The 16,084-nt window shown below is 37.5% G+C and carries 15 protein-coding genes; all 15 read right to left on the bottom strand.

Annotated elements, in window-relative coordinates; translation table 11 throughout:
- Positions 1-120: 120 nt before the first annotated feature.
- Positions 121-1,023 carry an NAD-dependent epimerase/dehydratase family protein gene (locus BM375_RS11585; protein WP_093366257.1) on the bottom strand — a complete coding sequence of 301 codons (903 nt, stop codon included), beginning with the start codon at positions 1,021-1,023 and terminating at the stop codon, positions 121-123.
- A 169-nt stretch (positions 1,024-1,192) separates the two neighbouring features.
- Positions 1,193-1,942: a DUF3575 domain-containing protein gene (locus tag BM375_RS11580; RefSeq protein WP_139227581.1), complete on the bottom strand. Its 750-nt coding sequence runs from the start codon at positions 1,940-1,942 to the stop codon at positions 1,193-1,195.
- A gap of 76 nt (positions 1,943-2,018) precedes the next feature.
- Positions 2,019-3,176 (bottom strand): glycosyltransferase, encoded by a 1,158-nt coding sequence (locus BM375_RS11575; protein WP_093366254.1) that lies wholly within the window; start codon positions 3,174-3,176, stop codon positions 2,019-2,021.
- Positions 3,177-3,305: 129 nt separating this feature from the next.
- Positions 3,306-4,235 carry a hypothetical protein gene (locus BM375_RS11570; protein ID WP_139227579.1) on the bottom strand — a complete coding sequence of 310 codons (930 nt, stop codon included), beginning with the start codon at positions 4,233-4,235 and terminating at the stop codon, positions 3,306-3,308.
- A gap of 151 nt (positions 4,236-4,386) precedes the next feature.
- Positions 4,387-5,475 carry a glycosyltransferase gene (locus tag BM375_RS11565; RefSeq protein WP_093366250.1) on the bottom strand — a complete coding sequence of 363 codons (1,089 nt, stop codon included), beginning with the start codon at positions 5,473-5,475 and terminating at the stop codon, positions 4,387-4,389.
- A gap of 114 nt (positions 5,476-5,589) precedes the next feature.
- Entirely contained in the window at positions 5,590-6,606 is a 1,017-nt protein-coding gene (locus tag BM375_RS11560; protein ID WP_093366248.1) for a glycosyltransferase family 2 protein, read from the bottom strand.
- Positions 6,607-6,613: 7 nt separating this feature from the next.
- Entirely contained in the window at positions 6,614-7,549 is a 936-nt protein-coding gene (locus tag BM375_RS11555; protein ID WP_093366246.1) for a glycosyltransferase family 2 protein, read from the bottom strand.
- A complete protein-coding gene (locus BM375_RS11550) occupies positions 7,540-8,364 on the bottom strand; it encodes a glycosyltransferase family 2 protein (RefSeq protein ID WP_093366244.1) in 825 nt (274 codons plus the stop codon). Before BM375_RS11550 ends, BM375_RS11555 begins: the two co-directional genes overlap by 10 nt.
- A gap of 17 nt (positions 8,365-8,381) precedes the next feature.
- On the bottom strand, positions 8,382-9,149 hold the full coding sequence (locus tag BM375_RS11545; RefSeq protein ID WP_170852649.1) for a glycoside hydrolase family 16 protein: 768 nt from the start codon (positions 9,147-9,149) through the stop codon (positions 8,382-8,384).
- Positions 9,142-9,981 carry a glycoside hydrolase family 16 protein gene (locus tag BM375_RS11540; protein WP_139227577.1) on the bottom strand — a complete coding sequence of 280 codons (840 nt, stop codon included), beginning with the start codon at positions 9,979-9,981 and terminating at the stop codon, positions 9,142-9,144. Before BM375_RS11540 ends, BM375_RS11545 begins: the two co-directional genes overlap by 8 nt.
- 75 nt (positions 9,982-10,056) lie before the next feature.
- The gene (locus tag BM375_RS11535) at positions 10,057-10,836 is read right to left on the bottom strand and encodes a glycosyltransferase (RefSeq protein WP_093366238.1); all 780 of its coding nucleotides are present in this window, start codon (positions 10,834-10,836) and stop codon (positions 10,057-10,059) included.
- A complete protein-coding gene (locus BM375_RS11530) occupies positions 10,829-12,934 on the bottom strand; it encodes a glycosyltransferase (RefSeq protein ID WP_093366235.1) in 2,106 nt (701 codons plus the stop codon). Before BM375_RS11530 ends, BM375_RS11535 begins: the two co-directional genes overlap by 8 nt.
- Positions 12,934-13,947, bottom strand: a complete 1,014-nt coding sequence (locus tag BM375_RS11525; protein ID WP_139227575.1) for a glycosyltransferase family protein — start codon at positions 13,945-13,947, stop codon at positions 12,934-12,936. The genes BM375_RS11530 and BM375_RS11525 overlap by 1 nt, the downstream gene beginning before the upstream one ends.
- A 36-nt stretch (positions 13,948-13,983) precedes the next feature.
- The gene (locus BM375_RS11520) at positions 13,984-15,003 is read right to left on the bottom strand and encodes a glycosyltransferase family 2 protein (RefSeq protein WP_212611675.1); all 1,020 of its coding nucleotides are present in this window, start codon (positions 15,001-15,003) and stop codon (positions 13,984-13,986) included.
- Positions 15,004-15,008: 5 nt separating this feature from the next.
- Complete coding sequence (locus BM375_RS11515) at positions 15,009-15,968, bottom strand: glycosyltransferase family 2 protein (protein WP_170852647.1); 960 nt, start codon at positions 15,966-15,968, stop codon at positions 15,009-15,011.
- Between the last annotated feature and the right edge of the window lie 116 nt (positions 15,969-16,084).

The raw sequence follows: 16,084 nt of genomic DNA, 5'->3' as shown, positions 1-16,084 counted from the left end.
ACTGGCTTGTCCGGACAGAGGACAAAAATATTGTAGAAAAAAATCCTCCCAATATTTTAACAAATTAAATGCTTTGATCCTAACCCAAAGTGGAACGTCTGGTTGTTAAAGGTTAAAGAACTATCCTCCGAAACTCCTAATCGTCTTTACCAAACCTTCTTGCGCTGTTAGTGGTAGCTTCTCTAGGCCTAGAGCCTGTTTAATTTTGGCGTTTGAGACCACATACGATTCCGTTAATTTCTTTAGCCGTTCCGAATTTAAGGGAAGCGGTAATACATCTCCAGCCTTTACAATTCCCTTTATTAAACCTGCCGATATCCTCCAAAGTTTCGGCTTTTTACCTAATGTATTGGAAATCAAAGTCACTAATTCATTCGTTGAGAGAACCTCATCATCCGCGAAATTATAGATACCGGAAGGAAGTTCCTCCTTCGCAACCATCTGATGAATGAGAAAACTCAGGTTATCTATACTCAAAAAAGATCGTTGGTTATGAAAGGCTGCCAAAGGCCATGGAATACCTTTATCAACGACTTTATACAATAAATTAAGGTTTCCTTTATTCCCTGGTCCGTGTATCATGCATGGACGTATAATAAACAAACGTTTACCTTGCGGCAGCTTTTGTGCTAAAAGATATTCTTCGGCTTCTAACTTGGATTTACCGTAAGGAGTGTATGGATTACCGTCTACATCTTCTGTCAGCATTCCTTCGACAGTATCTGCTACTGCTTTCACCGAAGAGAAGTAAAAGAAATCACGAATATTTGAGTTTAGAAATTCTTGAAATAACTGTATCGTCAGGTCACGGTTGACTTTAAAATATTCATCTTCTTTGGATGTATTGGAAGTATCGTGGGCTTTGCCAGCTAAATGGATTAGCGCTGTAGCCTCATTACTCAACTGGTTTTGCCAATTCGATTTTCGCAACGAAAAACCAGTTACTGCAACTCCATATTGAGAGAAGTATTCTGTTAAATTCTGGCCGACAAAACCGGATGCTCCTGTGATTTGGGTGGTCATTATAAAGCTTTATTGTTGATGAAAATAGGGATACACTACAAAGTTAGGGAAAATAGAGACACGTGAGAGGTGTTAAAGAATGTAAATATTGATTTTTCCCATGAATCAGTTTTATTAAAACACAGGCAACATCAGTTAAAACTTGTAATCTATAAATATCTCACCTTAATCAAAACCTATATCCCACTGACAGGCCCAACCGCATACTGGCCCAATAGCCACTAGTGCGTACGTCAATCTGGCTACTGTTGGCGTCGACATCGACCTTGACCAAAGGAATGTAAAATTCATCCGGTTTGTTGATCAGTTTCTCTTGCTGGACTTCGTTCAGGGGCTTATTGTTGCGGTTTGATCCGCCAAAATTCCCTTTGTTCACGCCAAAGTGGGGGCCGATCATCTGCCAATCCAAATAAAACTTATTGGATAGCCGCCATTGGTAGCCAAGAGCTACCCCAAAGGAGTACGTGTCCATCTTACCCCTAAAATCAAACTCCGAAGGAGAAGCAGCATATTCGCCTCCGATATAATCCACCTGTGCCTGCAGGCGATAGTTGGCATACTGGAGGAAACTGCTTATATAAAAGCCTCTTAGGCTTGAAGAAGACAAAAGATAGAATCGCACCTCGGGCGTGATAGCGAGCTGCCCCACCTGTGTATTGCTCACCCGGATGTCGGTGTCTGTATAATAATTCTCTACTTTCGCTCGGAGAGGGAAACCACCCGAGGGCTTATAATTGACACTCGTCCCTATGGAAACCCGGTTTGATATAAATGTCTCATAGGATAGGCTGTAGCTCTGGGCTACAAGGGGCAGGACATTCACTTTGACAAGATGGATATCAAAAGCTCTCTCCTGTGCACTCAGTGCCCCTACTGATAAAGAACATACTACAAAAACACCCCAAAGATACCTGATCATATTTTTCTCTTCTTTAAGCAATAAACTTATCTAAATATACCACATTATACCAAAAGCACGAAAATATTTTGTCCTTTCACGCCCTGCTAAATAAGTCTACCTGCTGCTCAACAAAATTTTCCCGATCCAAAGACCAACGCTCCGTCGCGATCTGCATCTTCAACCGATGGTATAGTTCCCCATCTTCTTTTAATAACATAATGGCTTCGGCCAGTTGTCGGGTAGATGGTTTTTTGTTTACTAAAATACCATTGGAAAGGTGTGTGACCAAGTCATTGCACCCGCGTGCATCCGTCGTAACGACAGGCACCTCCATGGCCAATGCCTCGATGATACAGACGGGTACCCCCTCTTTCTCGCTCGGAAAGACGAAAACATCTGTTATGCTCAGGTATTTTGCGACCTCGTGCGTAAAGCCGACCGGAATAATATGCCGGCTCTGCATAGCCCACCTCTCCTCATCATCGGTAAGCCCCGTAGGGTGTGCCTTGTCTTTCCCTCCGATAAGCAACAACTTGATATTGGTCATCCCGCGATCCTCCAACAGGAACCTCAAAGCGCGGATGACCTTGTCATACCCTTTGAAGAAAACAAATCTTCCGGTAAAGCACAACACGAAATCTCCCTGCTCAATTCCCAAGCTATTTCTTAGGCTCTCCTTAGCCTCTGCGGAAAACAGGTTCTTGTCAAATCTGTCCAATACGCACCCTAGGCCTTTGGTCGGTTGCAAGAAAACCTTTGTCCGCGAACCGGCAAAATCTTTTTGCAGTTGTTGGTAGTCAAAACTGTTCAGTACCCAGGCTTCATCTATCCGTCTCATGCACAGCGCTTCTATACCATAGTATAACCAGCGTTTCAACGTGCCCTCCACCACGGGATACCCTAAACCATGGAAGGTACCAAGGGTCTTGTACCCCAAGGGCCCTGCAAAGGTTGTGGTAAAGATCCCGGTGGTAAAATGTATGCTCACAATATCGGGAGAAAAAGCGCTGACGGCCTGATGGATCTGTCTCGACGCTTTCCAATGCTTGAACACATTGAATCCTCTCGGAAAGGGAATGTATGCGAACGTCACGCCTTCTCCTTCGTAATCAAACCTATCCGTAACCTGTATGACCTTATCCTTCGAGCATATCACATGCACACGATAGCCCTGCCTTACCAAGGCGACAGCCACATCTCCAAGAAAATTATTGAAGCTACCGTAATCCGTAATTATGAACTGTATTTTCATCGAATAGAAATAATATGAGGACACTGCCCATCTAAATAATATATCAAAAATTCTTTACTAAGCTTTTGTTCCTCCTGATTTATTGCAGGTGCGAGTCTTGAAATTACAGTTAATATTATTGGTTTATACCTAATCCGTTATATACCAATTATCAATCTTAATATATTTATTCTTTTTGAGCAAGTAAAATAATAGTATAATAAATAAAAGATAAAAATTCTCCCTATAACGAATCGCGGAACCTGGATTTAAGTATCCGAATGGGTAGTGGACAAAAAGTATTCCGAACATCACAACAAAGTACGAAAAAAAGACTTTAGGTATAAAGATCAAACGCAAAATAAAGTTAACAGCCCCCTTTATCCATACCAAAAAAAACAGCAAAACAATCATTAGACTTTCAAGCCCAGAGATCAACTGTGCTGGTTTGCGCAACATCTCTGGTAGTGTTGGCCCCCAAAAAGCAATAAACATACCATACGGCATTTCCTTAAAAAAGCCATAAGGTTGAAACCATGGATCTGCCGATCGGGTGCTTTGCGCTGCATCGGGTGAGTTGGATATAAAATGAACATACATTCCTTGCGCTAGTATATCTATCATATCTCTGAATATATAGATCACCACAACGTTACAAGACAACATAAAAACGCCCAGCAAAAGAGCTCCATATGCTCTTAAATAAAACTTTTTGACCAACCAAAGATAAAGAAGAGCTTGGAATACGAACAGAAAGTATTGAGGTTTAAAAATGAGACATAGATAAAAAGCGACTATGTCTAATAGCTTTATGCGAAGATTTCCATTAATAAAATTAACAATCAATACAGCGATAATACCTAAAAAAAAACATGCCACAGCCTCTTTCGAATGAATACTTGTCCACACCCCAAAGTTCGGCATCACTAATAGGAGAGCGAGGAGCTTAGGATACTCTAATAACTTCAATCGATCGATTGCATAATATATACCATACATTGATAATAGACAGAGTGGAATACTTGCAAGTATATCCACAAAAAAAACACGCTTAAAAAGTGCTCCGGTAAAATTCATCATGTCTGTAGAATTATACAGAATCGATGGAGAAAAAAACAAAGAAGAGTTCAAATAATCCACTGTGTCCCCTAAAGTCGTAATTCGGCCGTATACAATAAAGCCAAAAAACAAATAAAATATTTTGCTTATGAACAAGAATACATACAGCTTTTTAAACTTCATTACTTTGATTTAATAACTTTTGATAATGATGGTAATGATTAACAATCATCTTATCTAAACTATATCTTTCAACCTGTTGCATTTGAAGCTCTGGGTAATATGTACTTTCTACTATTTGGGCTATAATTTCGTCTATGTTGGAATTATCTACTAAAAACTGGCTCTCATCTCCTAATAACTCTACAATACCGGCCACTTTGGAAGCAACTAACGGTTTCCCACAAGCAAGAGCCTCCAAGGCGACAGTAGAAAACCCCTCATAATCTGTCAGAAGTATATTAACATCAGCTGCTTTCATAAACTGGATGGGATCTTTTTGATTTCCTAAAAACCATATCCTTTCGTCCAACCCCATATTTACCGCTTTTTTCTCACACGTTTCTCTATTACTGCCATCTCCCAAAAAGAACAACATATAGTTCTTAGGCAATTTGCTAAATATATCCAATACTAACTCCTGCCGCTTAGGATATTCAAAACGCCCTGTCATCAATAGTATGGTGTCACTCTCCGATAGAGAATATGACTTCCGCATATCAATAGGCTCAATCTTCCTGATCTCCTTCACGTCAACCCCATTATAAACTAAGTGGATCTTCTTCGGATAGCCTATCCATCTTATCAATATTTCTTGAATAGCTGGTGTTATAGCAATAATACTATTATATTGACCATACACTACCCGCTCCAAAGGTCTTAAAAAGGCTTTTCTCATACGCCTATTGCTAGAACTATGTTCCGTAAAAATCAATCTATTCTTCAAAAAAGGTTTTAATAGTGCAAGATAATAAAGAGCCGGGAATAGATGGACGTGTATAATATCAAAACTGTTACTTCTAAGAAACTGCAGGAGCTTTAACAACAATATCGGATTTAGCAGGCTTCCTGAGGTTAGTGTCGTGTGTTTAATGTTCAGCTGCTCTATTCTTTCTTTGTTAATTGAAGAACTTGCTCTATCTGACAATGTCAAAATCTCTGCTTCGACACCTTTTATTGTATGTATAGCATTTGCTAAACTAACAACTAAGTTTTCGGCACCTCCTACCTTAAGATCGTTTATTATGTACAATATCCTCATCTTTGAGTTAATTTTTCAAACCAACAACAGATACTTTCCAATATTTTTTCTAAAAGGACATACCTTAATCATTGCAGGCCGTATGCCAAAAACAACTAGGTTTCTTTCACAAATCTACTGAAATTTTCTAAGTAGGTTTAATAAATGAACGGTTAATTTAGTCGAGTATAACCCTAATCTATAGGCGCACAACACCAAACCATAAAAAATATATAGTTTTTTGGAGATAGCCCATACACCATACTTAGGTTCAAGAATACCATGCAGCTTATTGAATTCCTTTCGCTCATCCTCTACAGACAGCTGTCTCCTCTTATCAAAAACAGCATTTGCTAGTAAGACACCATACTTGTTCTTTTCCTGTCTAGATTGAACGATATATCTATTATCGGCCTTATAAGCATACAACAATGCCTCCCTAAGGCGATTGCTTTCGACAATATATTGCCGAAAACTATCTAGGTCGACAACTTTAGTTGTCAAGGAACTTAAATCCGTAGACATTCGGTAGCAATAACCTCGGGCTGTAGACACCGAAAAAGAACGAATACGTTGCAAATAATTTAGTGTAAAAATATGATCCTCTCCAAGGTCATAAGCGATATCAAAGAGTATATTAAATCGTTGAATAATATCATTCCTGAATAATTTTAGCCAAGGAGAGTTTATTAATAGGTTTCTTTCTGAATACAGCAAAAAATCTGGAAAATTATTAAAGCAAGGAATATCATATCCGTTCTCACCGATCAATGCTCCCTCTCTAATACGCTTATAACCTTGTATGATGAAGTCTGTTTTCAGGTTGTCATGGCTCAAGAAACTGTTCAGGTAATCTGGTTCAATCCAATCATCAGCATCCAAAAATGCAACCCAATCTCCCGAAGCGTACCGTAACCCCAAATTCCGAGCCGAACTCACCCCCCCATTTTCCTTTTCCAATAGGATTATCCTACCGTCTTTGTCCACATATTGTCGACATATCACAACAGACGAATCAGAACTTCCATCATCTACGAGAATAAGCTCAAAGTTTGTGTAAGACTGTGCAAGTACCGAATCAACACATTCGGCAAGGTATCTCGCTGCATTATATATGGGAACTACAATCGAAATCTTCATCTCTCTGTTCATTTCAGCACTACTTTGCAAAGTTCCTTCTTAAGAAATTATAAAAAGCAGGAAATATTTTCTTGCATACCAAACCCAGCTTTACTCTATAATATAAATCTTCTTTCAAAATATCGGATATGCTCAATGATACTAACAAGGGATCCTGATTAGAGATTTCAAGCCTGAGAAGTGTTGCCATTTGGGCGTTATACGATTTTCCCATTAGTTCAGCATCTCCTTTTTCAGCAAAGAATGCAGCCCTTCCCTTAAAAGCCTCATAGCTATCCAGCACACTCTTTAGTGCTTTGGAGTTTGTTATACTCCCTTCTCTGTCCCTATAAAAAAACAGTTTCAATGCAACGATGTGTACATTATTAGCTTGAGCATATATCTTATGGATGACTGCCTCATCTTCATGCAACCTTCCAACTGGATAACGTACAGTTTCCCAAAGCTGTCTTCGATATAGTTTCGCCCAGACCACAATAGCCAATAAATTAACCTTGTTATCAAAAAGACTCAAGTTCATTTCTCTACCTGAGCACTTCTTTATCTCGACAGTATCTACATTCATAGGAGCCGTAACTGTTATAGGTATTTTATCTTCAAACCTGAGGTAATCACATACAGCAATATCAGCGTGTTCAATCTTGTTATATAAAACCGTAAAAAGATCTGAGTGTACTGCGTCATCACTATCTATAAAGGCAATATATGCCCCCGTAGACTTTTCCAACCCACTATTCCTTGCTGCTGAAGGTCCTGCATTCTCTTGATTAATGATAACAATACGATGATCGACCTTTGCGTATTCTTCACATATAAGAGAAGAACTATCCGTAGAACCATCGTTTATTAATATAATTTCAAGATTGGTATAACTTTGGTTAATTACAGCATCTAAACATTCCCTGAGATACGCCTCTACATTGTAAATTGGAATAATAACTGATATCAAATCCATTTGTCCACCTTTTTTCTACACCACAAATAAACTGTATACACATTAGACAGGAGTCTCCCCGCCCTCCCCGGGGCATCTATCCGATTACTCATCAGTTTAGCATAATCCTCCTCCAAATTAACTCCTCGTAGCGAGGCATGCCTGTATTTTACAATCCAATCCCAAAATTCAGCTTTATAACGATTCTTTTTCAGTGAGATTCCACCCTCATGCTGTCTATAGTAATACAAGGGTTCGTCTACAAAAACAATAGGACCTACCCCCTCCAATGCACAGTACAGATCGTGGTCTACTGCACGCTTAAATGTGGGTTCCATCTGTATTGACTGACTGTACAGTTCTCTCTTGAATGTAGCAAAATGCCCGACATAGGTCTCCTGTATAACAGATACGTCCACAGGCTGTTCTTTGACCCAGGAACTTATTTGAACAATATTCATTTGTTCATCGCATTCGTAATTCGTTGAATATATCAAGCTGGCATTTTCAAGTTCACGATGTTTTTGCACCATAAGAGAGACAGCATGCAGAGCCAATTTATCATCTGGATCAACAAATCCACACAATTCGCCAGAGGAAGCATCTATGCATCTCTTTTTTGTATAACCAGCGCCCCTATTCTGTTCGTTCCGAAGTACCTTTATATTGGGAAAGTTGGTCGCAAACTGCTCTAATAACGTCATAGAATGATCTTGGGAGCAGTCGTCTACTACAATGATTTCGATATCAGCATAATCCTGATTTAAAATACTGTCTAAGCACTCCTCCAAGTACCGCCCATTGTTATAACTTGCTATTAGAACTGAAAACTTCATATTTTTAGCGGCACGGATTATTTACTCTTTTTTTGGTAAACACGTACGTAATCTACGGTAAAATCCAAAAACGAATCGCCCATCTTGTTTATAAACACCTGTTTACTATCGACCTCCGTACTTAATATAACATACTGGGGTCTATGGGAAATCGGTGAGGTAGCCGTCCATACCAGCTTACCATCGAAATAAAATTTATAGTATTCCGGGGTCCATTCTACCGCTGCGATGTGAAATTTTCCATCAGCGATATTCGGAATAGGGGTTTTCTGACTAACAGATTTGTGATCGGCACCATAGCCATTCCAGTGCAATGCATTCTCCAACAGCTTTGGATCCCCCAAATAGAACTCCATGACATCAATCTCGACGCCATCATCTGCAGGAGTTTTAGTACTTCCAAAAGTATTACTTTGCAACCAAAAAGCTGGCCAATACCCTCTAAATACTTCGTCCACCTTGAATCGACACTCAAAGTAACCATATTGTTGGTCAAGATGTGCCTTGCTCCTCAACATACCCGTTATGATATTGCCATCCTGAGCAAAAGTACGAATATGCAAATGACCTTTCCTTCTATTGGGAACAATAGCTTCTACGGCGTTGATAGAGGCCCTCCGAGGTCCCAATGATCGATACTGCCAAATCGTAGTGTCCAACTCTTGAGACTTGAAATCATCTTTCCAAACTAATTTATACTCTTTTCTGGAAACATTTTTCTGCGCACTCACAATGTTTGGCACAATCAACAATGCCAATGCGAGTGCATAAATCATTTTATTCATCTTTTGCATAAACTCTAACATAATCTACATAAAATTTAATTCCTGATCCGGCGACCGCTTTGAATAGCGCCGCATTATTTACCTCTGTGCTTAAAATAATATATTGCTCCATCTTTGATATGGGTTCTTTTACCACCCATATCAATCGATTATCTACAAAGAACCGCAACTCATTCTCTGTCCACTCCATACCATACCTATGGTACCTACCTTCATCATATGGGGTATTAGAATACACCGCGTTGGAGAGAGTTGCTTGATTCTCCCCATAACCATTCCAATGTAGGGCATTTTCCAAGACAAACCTATTACCGTTATAAAACTCCATAATATCCATTTCTACACCATCGACCTCTGGGTTTAATGTTTTCCCTATATTACGACTCTGCAACCAAAAAGCAGGCCAATAACCTGCAAATATAGTATCGATCTTTGCCCTACACTCAAAATAGCCGTGTTTTGCTTCAAACAACCCCTGTGTACTTATCATCCCTGTATAAACCGTATCCCCTCGAGAAAAAGTATTGATAACCAATGCTCCTTCAGTAGTATCTACATAGACGGGTTCTTTCCCATTAAAACTTTCCCTCCGAAAACCAGGCGCTCTATGATTCCACTTTTTTGCATCAAGAAGAGGAGAATCAAACTCATCAGCCCACACCAATGTATAACCTGGGGGAGGCATACTAGCATAGGGCATATTCTCTATATCATTAAGGTTTTCTTTTCTGCACGCTGTCAGTGTTAAAAGCAATAGAAGGAAAATAAAATATTTCATTGTTACTTCAATAATTAAATCGGATGTTTTTGCTAATTTAATATTTTTTTTCAAGAGCACTAATGATTAAACCAGTAGCACTTATAATTACACAATTATTATTTCGCTATATAGATTTATAGAACACTATCAACGTCTATGACTTAAATAACCAATTAAATAAACAAAGTCCCTGATAGCATAATATGGCCTAATACAATAACTTAAGCACCTTCTCGCGCTGATTCTAAAATTCGATGTCCGTCTATCTAATGCTCCAAAGAATATTTCTTTCTCGATCATGGACTCTTTCTTTTTCCCCGTACTCTCATAAGGATGAGATACGATATATTCATTTATATACCCACATCTTAATCCTGCCTTCATACAATCACTGATAAAGACCTCTTCTTCCCCTTTTTTCAGTTTTGTGCCTAATCCAAACTTTTCGTCAAACCGTAAATTATATTTATTAATCGCCTCCGTCCTTATAACAATTTCAATAGACGAAAACCAATGTTTAAAACCATTATTAAGCGTATAATCTGAACGTGGGTAGTTTTTATATTCAGGTTCCTCTGGGTTAGTTTTGATCTTGAATAATAATACATCATAATTCCCATTCTCCATCTTATTGAGAATAGTTTCAAAACTATCCTTAAAATACCGAACATCATCATCAGCAATCACGGCATATTTCGTTCGACAAGAATCAAGTCCGGTATTACGACTTTTCGAAAGCCCAGTTTCATCACGCTCAATGATATTAATATCTTCTCTAAACAAAGTCTCTGGCACTTCAATCCCTTTGGGGTTCTGGTGAATAATCAGATATTCAACCAATGGATGTCGGTATTCAACAACATTTTCTACTTTTTTAATCCCCTCATTCATTGTTGAGATCAAAATTGTCAAAATATTTTCATCCATCTTTTCTACCCTCAATCTTTAAAAGTTCCCGATACTTATGATGAAAATTTTTCGTATTAAAATATTCAACAGCATATAGAAACGAGTTTTGAGCAAGTTCAAATAAAACCTCTCTATTCTCTTCTAAATAAGAGATATATTGGACAATAGCTTCAACGATCTCATCCTCATTCTCTTCTTCGATCAAAAGTCCATTTTTATGGGGATGAACGTGCTCACTTATACCACCAACATTAGTTAAGATACAAACGACTCCTCGAGCCATTGCTTCCATAACAACAAGGGGAAAACCCTCTCTTTCTGAAGCCATTAAGAGTATGTCCGCTTCGTTATAAATTTCATCAAGCTCTTCATCGTCAATCACATTACCCTTATAAAAGTCATTTATGCCTTCAATATTTACGAATAATGGGCCGAACACACTGAAATCCAATTCAAACGGAAGTTGTCTAATTGCTTTTACCAAAAGATGCACTCTTTTTTCTTGTGCAACTCGACCTACAAATATTATATTAAGTTTTTTCTTGTCATTTACTCTATTGGTTTTCACCAAATGGTCTGGGACATAAATTGCATTTTCAATTTTTACAATTCTATCTGTGTATTTTGTAGGTATATTTTCAGTTTGATACAACTGTCTAAAATCCTCCCTCGTCCTTTCATTTATTGTTACTCTGTTATGTAGCAAAGATACGTACGGCAAACTGAATCGTTCTACCGTGGTTTCCAAGGTACTAAAGGCATGCACCAAATCGATTTTTCGAGTGGAGGTCCTCAGATAAGGCAAAAGACGATAAAAAAATAAATTATTACAACCGAATACTGTAACCTTATTAAAAAAAGATGAAATACTAAAAACTATAAATAGGATTCGTTGAAGATACTGATTTCCTACAAAAGGGGATAAATTAAAACATTTGCGACAGGATTGTTTAAATTCATTTAAGTAGTGTTCATTTACCGAATTTTGAAGAAAGAATACAAGCGCCTTGTCTTTTTTCACGCTCCGGACAATCTCTAAATGGACTCTCTCTCCTCCCCCTGTATGATAAAATGGAAAAAAAAACCAGACTTTGCTTTTAAAAGAGTTAAGAAAAATAGCAGAACAAATCGAGATGAAGTTCGCAACCTTTATTAATTTATTAAAAAACGAAAGTCTTACTTTAAAACCAAGGATACAGCAAGATTTTATCATCCTCTTTATATAATCTGTATTAGAAAGCAAACCTAACCTTTTCATCAAACGGGAATAGGTTGTTAATGCTTTCAAAACTTTCAATTCATTTGGCTTGTTATTATTTCTAAGAACCTGTTCGAAGGAGGTGCAATAAAATTTAGTTAATTGCTGACGGCAATACTCTTCATCTACCCGTCCCTTCACCAAAGATGAGGCCATTACAATATACTTAGAGAACCCCTCAATTCCAATGAGCATATTCCATTTCTTGCCTATTGGTTGACGGTACATACAATCTGCCGGGACACCCTGAAAAACCTTAAATTTCACATCTTCTACTAAAAGTGCTCTTGTATAGAATTCGGGGTCTTGCAGTCTGGGAAAGTCTTCATCAAAGCCCGTTAAATGCTGAATGACGAACTCCCTTTTCATTATTGGAGCTGTTATAGACCACGGAATATTATATGCTAAATATTCGTACAGATAGTTAGCACTACTTTTGGTCGATTCTGAATTTAAAATTTCACCAAGTTCATTAAAACGAGACATTTGGAAAACTAAAAAGTCACACTCAGAGTGGTCATTAAAATAATTTATACGCTGCTCCAAACAGAAAGGCTTTAGTACATCATCCCCATCCAAAAAAATCAAGAACTCTCCAACTGCATTCTTTATCCCAATATTACGACAAACATTCCCACCCTTTTGCGTACTTATTTTTTCTCTCCTAAAAAGCTTAAACCTATTATCACTCGCTATACACTCCTGCGTAATCTCAACCGTTCTATCAGAGGATCCATCATCAATAATTAGACATTCCCAATCTACACAGGTTTGAGCAGACACAGAACGTAACGTCTCCTCTATAAATGAATCACAATTAAACGTAGGTATTATAATTGATGTTTTACCTGCCCCCATTATCTATATGTCAATAATTCTTTATAGAGAGTCAAATGACTCTTAGCAATAGAATTTATGTCGAGAATAGCATCACTATATTTTTTGTTTAATGCCCCTATATCTCGTCTCTCTTTAGCCTTTCGTAAGGCTTTTTCAATAGAAAAAATATTTAGAGGCTCAAAAGTAGGGTTACTATTTATATCTAAATATTCTTTTATATTTCCTATCCGAGGACCAACGACTACTTTACCAAAACTAAACCCCATAAAAACTACCCCCGAATTAAGACTGTCTACCCTCGGAACTATGACTACATCAGATTCATTAAAGTAATGATTTATTTCATCATCAGAAAGTCTATGAGTAATCAATACTATATTTTTTCTCTTCAGAGAGCGCAAATACAACCGATACTTTATTTTTTTTATCGCTTGACGGATTCTATATTTATTGACTCCGACTAAAGAATTCACAATTATCAACTTCGTGTCAGCATCTTTCATAAGCAGGAACGCTTCAATAAGTTGCCTTTCTTCTTCTACACTACGTATTTTCCCAAATGACAGATACGTTATGCATTCTTTTTGTTTTTCATCCTCTGGATTAACTTTAATAACTGGATTGTAATTCGGATGGGGTATAACGACATTCATCACATTGGGATAAAAAGACTGACTATAACTCCCCAAATGAACAACCGCATCAACATGTTTGTATACAATGTTATAAAGCTTTTCATCTAAGTCTCCTTTTCGATGGGGAGCTTTATTATGCAAGGTTGCAACCAACTTAGTCCCTCTATTTTTCAGGTATGCGATGCGCTTATTCAGTCTTAATAGATCTGCTTCAGATATTTTTCTCCACTTAAAAAGCTCTTCTGGCCATTGAATATGAACAACATCATAATCCACTGATGACGTCCAGAAGTTTTGAGGTTCCGAAGCAAATTCAGTCTGCTCGCGCAAAATGTCTGCCAACATTGAAAAATACGAATTTGGACTATCATACTCACTCGTGATTAATACCTTCATATTCATGTATAAATGACCTATCATACCCAGTATTTATCAAGAGAAAAATTGAAATTTTCTTATCTTATCTTTTACCCGCCCCTCTAATATAGACACTTTTTCAAAGTAATACTGGTATTCCAAAACAAATATAGGAAAATATTTAAAAATAAATTTCTCTATCCTATTGGCAAAACTATCTGTTGAAATTACAGGGATTGAAATGCCTCTTAAACTTTTTTGCAAGCCCTTACCATATACCTTATTATTTTGTTCCTTGAAAATCTTTTTCAGAAAAAAAAACTCATATTGCATGCGATGAAGAAGGTAGTCTTGTGGCAAAAGTTGTTCATTCCGAATATAGTTGAATTTATTCAACACTTGAACTTCAGATGAGAGATGTTGCTTATTGAAACGCGAAGTCATAATCGACCCCTCCCTTTTAAAATAGTGTATCAATATCTCGTTAATACCCACTACATTCTTAACAACCTGATAAATATCCAGGTTAATATAAATATCTTCAAAATATATCCCCTCTTTGAAGCAGAAGCCATTCTTTATAAAAAACTCTCTTTGATAACACTGCGTCCAAGCATTTATCGGCACAACACCGTATCTCTCCACATACTCAACTCCTGACAAAAGAGGTGTATCTTCAGGGGCGTTCACATTAATCCACCCTTTTTTTTCAGCCCCCTCGTAGATTACCTCATTATTAAAAACCACAATATCTGGACTGTCAGTTTTACTTTTTATTGTATCATAAATTTTTTGTAACCCTTCCTTATCACAGACATAATCATCTCCATCAATAAACCACACATAAGCCCCTTTACTATGATGTAATCCAAAGTTTCTTGCCGAACTCAACCCTCCATTTACTTTGGATAAAATCTTAATTCTCTTGTCGGTATATTCTTCCACCAATGAAATCGAACTATCTTTGGATTCATCATCCACAATGAGCAATTCATAATCATCAAAAGTCTGCTCCAAAACACTATCAATACACCTTTTGATATATTGTTCGATATTATATACAGGAATTACAATAGAGAAAAAGGGCTGTCCCATCATGTTCATCTCCCAATCCCTCTCAGTCGACTCAACAGCCCTTTGAGCTTCCGAAATCGGTTTTCGTTCCTATATCTATTTTGCATATCTTTCAACATTCCACCATCCATTACAGTTTCAAAACTCGCTTGTATCTCATCTACAACATGATCCTCCAAAGAGGATTTTCTCTTTTGGAATTTGTCATACCGCTGTACCAGAGATTCATTGATATACTCTTTAGGAGCACGAAGCACATTCTTAAAATAAGTTAATGCCTTTAGCTCTTCAATAAAATTATAGCCACTTTTATTTACCTTCCCCGTGACGTCTCGACCATGTTTCCTAAAATAATTAAGGTGTTTACCCAATTCCAACACATCTCCCAATAGACTCAACTCCGCCCAGAACACCCAGTCTCCACAGAATCTAAAGTCCTTATAATATGGTGACACTTCCCAATATAACTCTCTTTTAAAGATAGCCATACTAGCATTCATAATCAGATTATTGGGCAGTAACCTTTCTTGGATAAAGAAATCCTTTGATATTATCTGAACAAGTTTCCTGGGCAATTCTAGTGTTCGAAGTAAACCTGTCTCCATATAATAATAATAAGATTGGCAGAATGCAATGGAGAGCTGCTCTTCACTTCTTCCGATATGGTACATTAATTCTTCTAAGAAATTAGACTCACACCAGTCGTCGCTTTCAGCGATCCATACCCATTCCCCTTGCGCCAATTCAATTCCTTTCTCCCATTGTTTAAAAGTGGATCCAGAATTACTTTTATTAAAAACAATATTAGTAACATGAGGGTGATTCCTATATCCCTCAATTATTTCTCTGCTACCGTCAGTAGAACAATCATCCAAAATAATTACTTCTATATCTTGATACGTTTGGTTCAAAACAGAATCAATGCGCTCTTTTAGATAAGGGGCATGATTATAGTTTGGTGTGATAACAGAAACTTTGGGAACCATGGAATTCATACATTATTAAACTCAACACCTCCTTCCTCCACTAAAGAACTATTTTTAGTTGCAGAAAAAAGGTTTTATTAGATTTTTTTCAATTCATTAAGCATTCTCCTATATAC

The organism is Sphingobacterium wenxiniae (genome assembly GCF_900116225.1).
In the GTDB taxonomy this organism is placed as follows: domain Bacteria; phylum Bacteroidota; class Bacteroidia; order Sphingobacteriales; family Sphingobacteriaceae; genus Sphingobacterium; species Sphingobacterium wenxiniae.
Note: the sequence above shows the minus strand (reverse complement) of the source record. Positions and strands in the feature narration are given on the sequence as shown.

Coding starts and splice junctions, on each gene's coding strand:
- BM375_RS11585 (WP_093366257.1), bottom strand. CDS start 1,023: ATGACCACCCAAATCACAGGAGCATCCGGTTTTGTCGGCCAGAATTTA.
- BM375_RS11580 (WP_139227581.1), bottom strand. CDS start 1,942: ATGATCAGGTATCTTTGGGGTGTTTTTGTAGTATGTTCTTTATCAGTA.
- BM375_RS11575 (WP_093366254.1), bottom strand. CDS start 3,176: ATGAAAATACAGTTCATAATTACGGATTACGGTAGCTTCAATAATTTT.
- BM375_RS11570 (WP_139227579.1), bottom strand. CDS start 4,235: ATGATGAATTTTACCGGAGCACTTTTTAAGCGTGTTTTTTTTGTGGAT.
- BM375_RS11565 (WP_093366250.1), bottom strand. CDS start 5,475: ATGAGGATATTGTACATAATAAACGATCTTAAGGTAGGAGGTGCCGAA.
- BM375_RS11560 (WP_093366248.1), bottom strand. CDS start 6,606: ATGAACAGAGAGATGAAGATTTCGATTGTAGTTCCCATATATAATGCA.
- BM375_RS11555 (WP_093366246.1), bottom strand. CDS start 7,549: ATGGATTTGATATCAGTTATTATTCCAATTTACAATGTAGAGGCGTAT.
- BM375_RS11550 (WP_093366244.1), bottom strand. CDS start 8,364: ATGAAGTTTTCAGTTCTAATAGCAAGTTATAACAATGGGCGGTACTTG.
- BM375_RS11545 (WP_170852649.1), bottom strand. CDS start 9,149: ATGAATAAAATGATTTATGCACTCGCATTGGCATTGTTGATTGTGCCA.
- BM375_RS11535 (WP_093366238.1), bottom strand. CDS start 10,836: ATGGATGAAAATATTTTGACAATTTTGATCTCAACAATGAATGAGGGG.
- BM375_RS11530 (WP_093366235.1), bottom strand. CDS start 12,934: ATGGGGGCAGGTAAAACATCAATTATAATACCTACGTTTAATTGTGAT.
- BM375_RS11525 (WP_139227575.1), bottom strand. CDS start 13,947: ATGAAGGTATTAATCACGAGTGAGTATGATAGTCCAAATTCGTATTTT.
- BM375_RS11520 (WP_212611675.1), bottom strand. CDS start 15,003: ATGGGACAGCCCTTTTTCTCTATTGTAATTCCTGTATATAATATCGAA.
- BM375_RS11515 (WP_170852647.1), bottom strand. CDS start 15,968: ATGGTTCCCAAAGTTTCTGTTATCACACCAAACTATAATCATGCCCCT.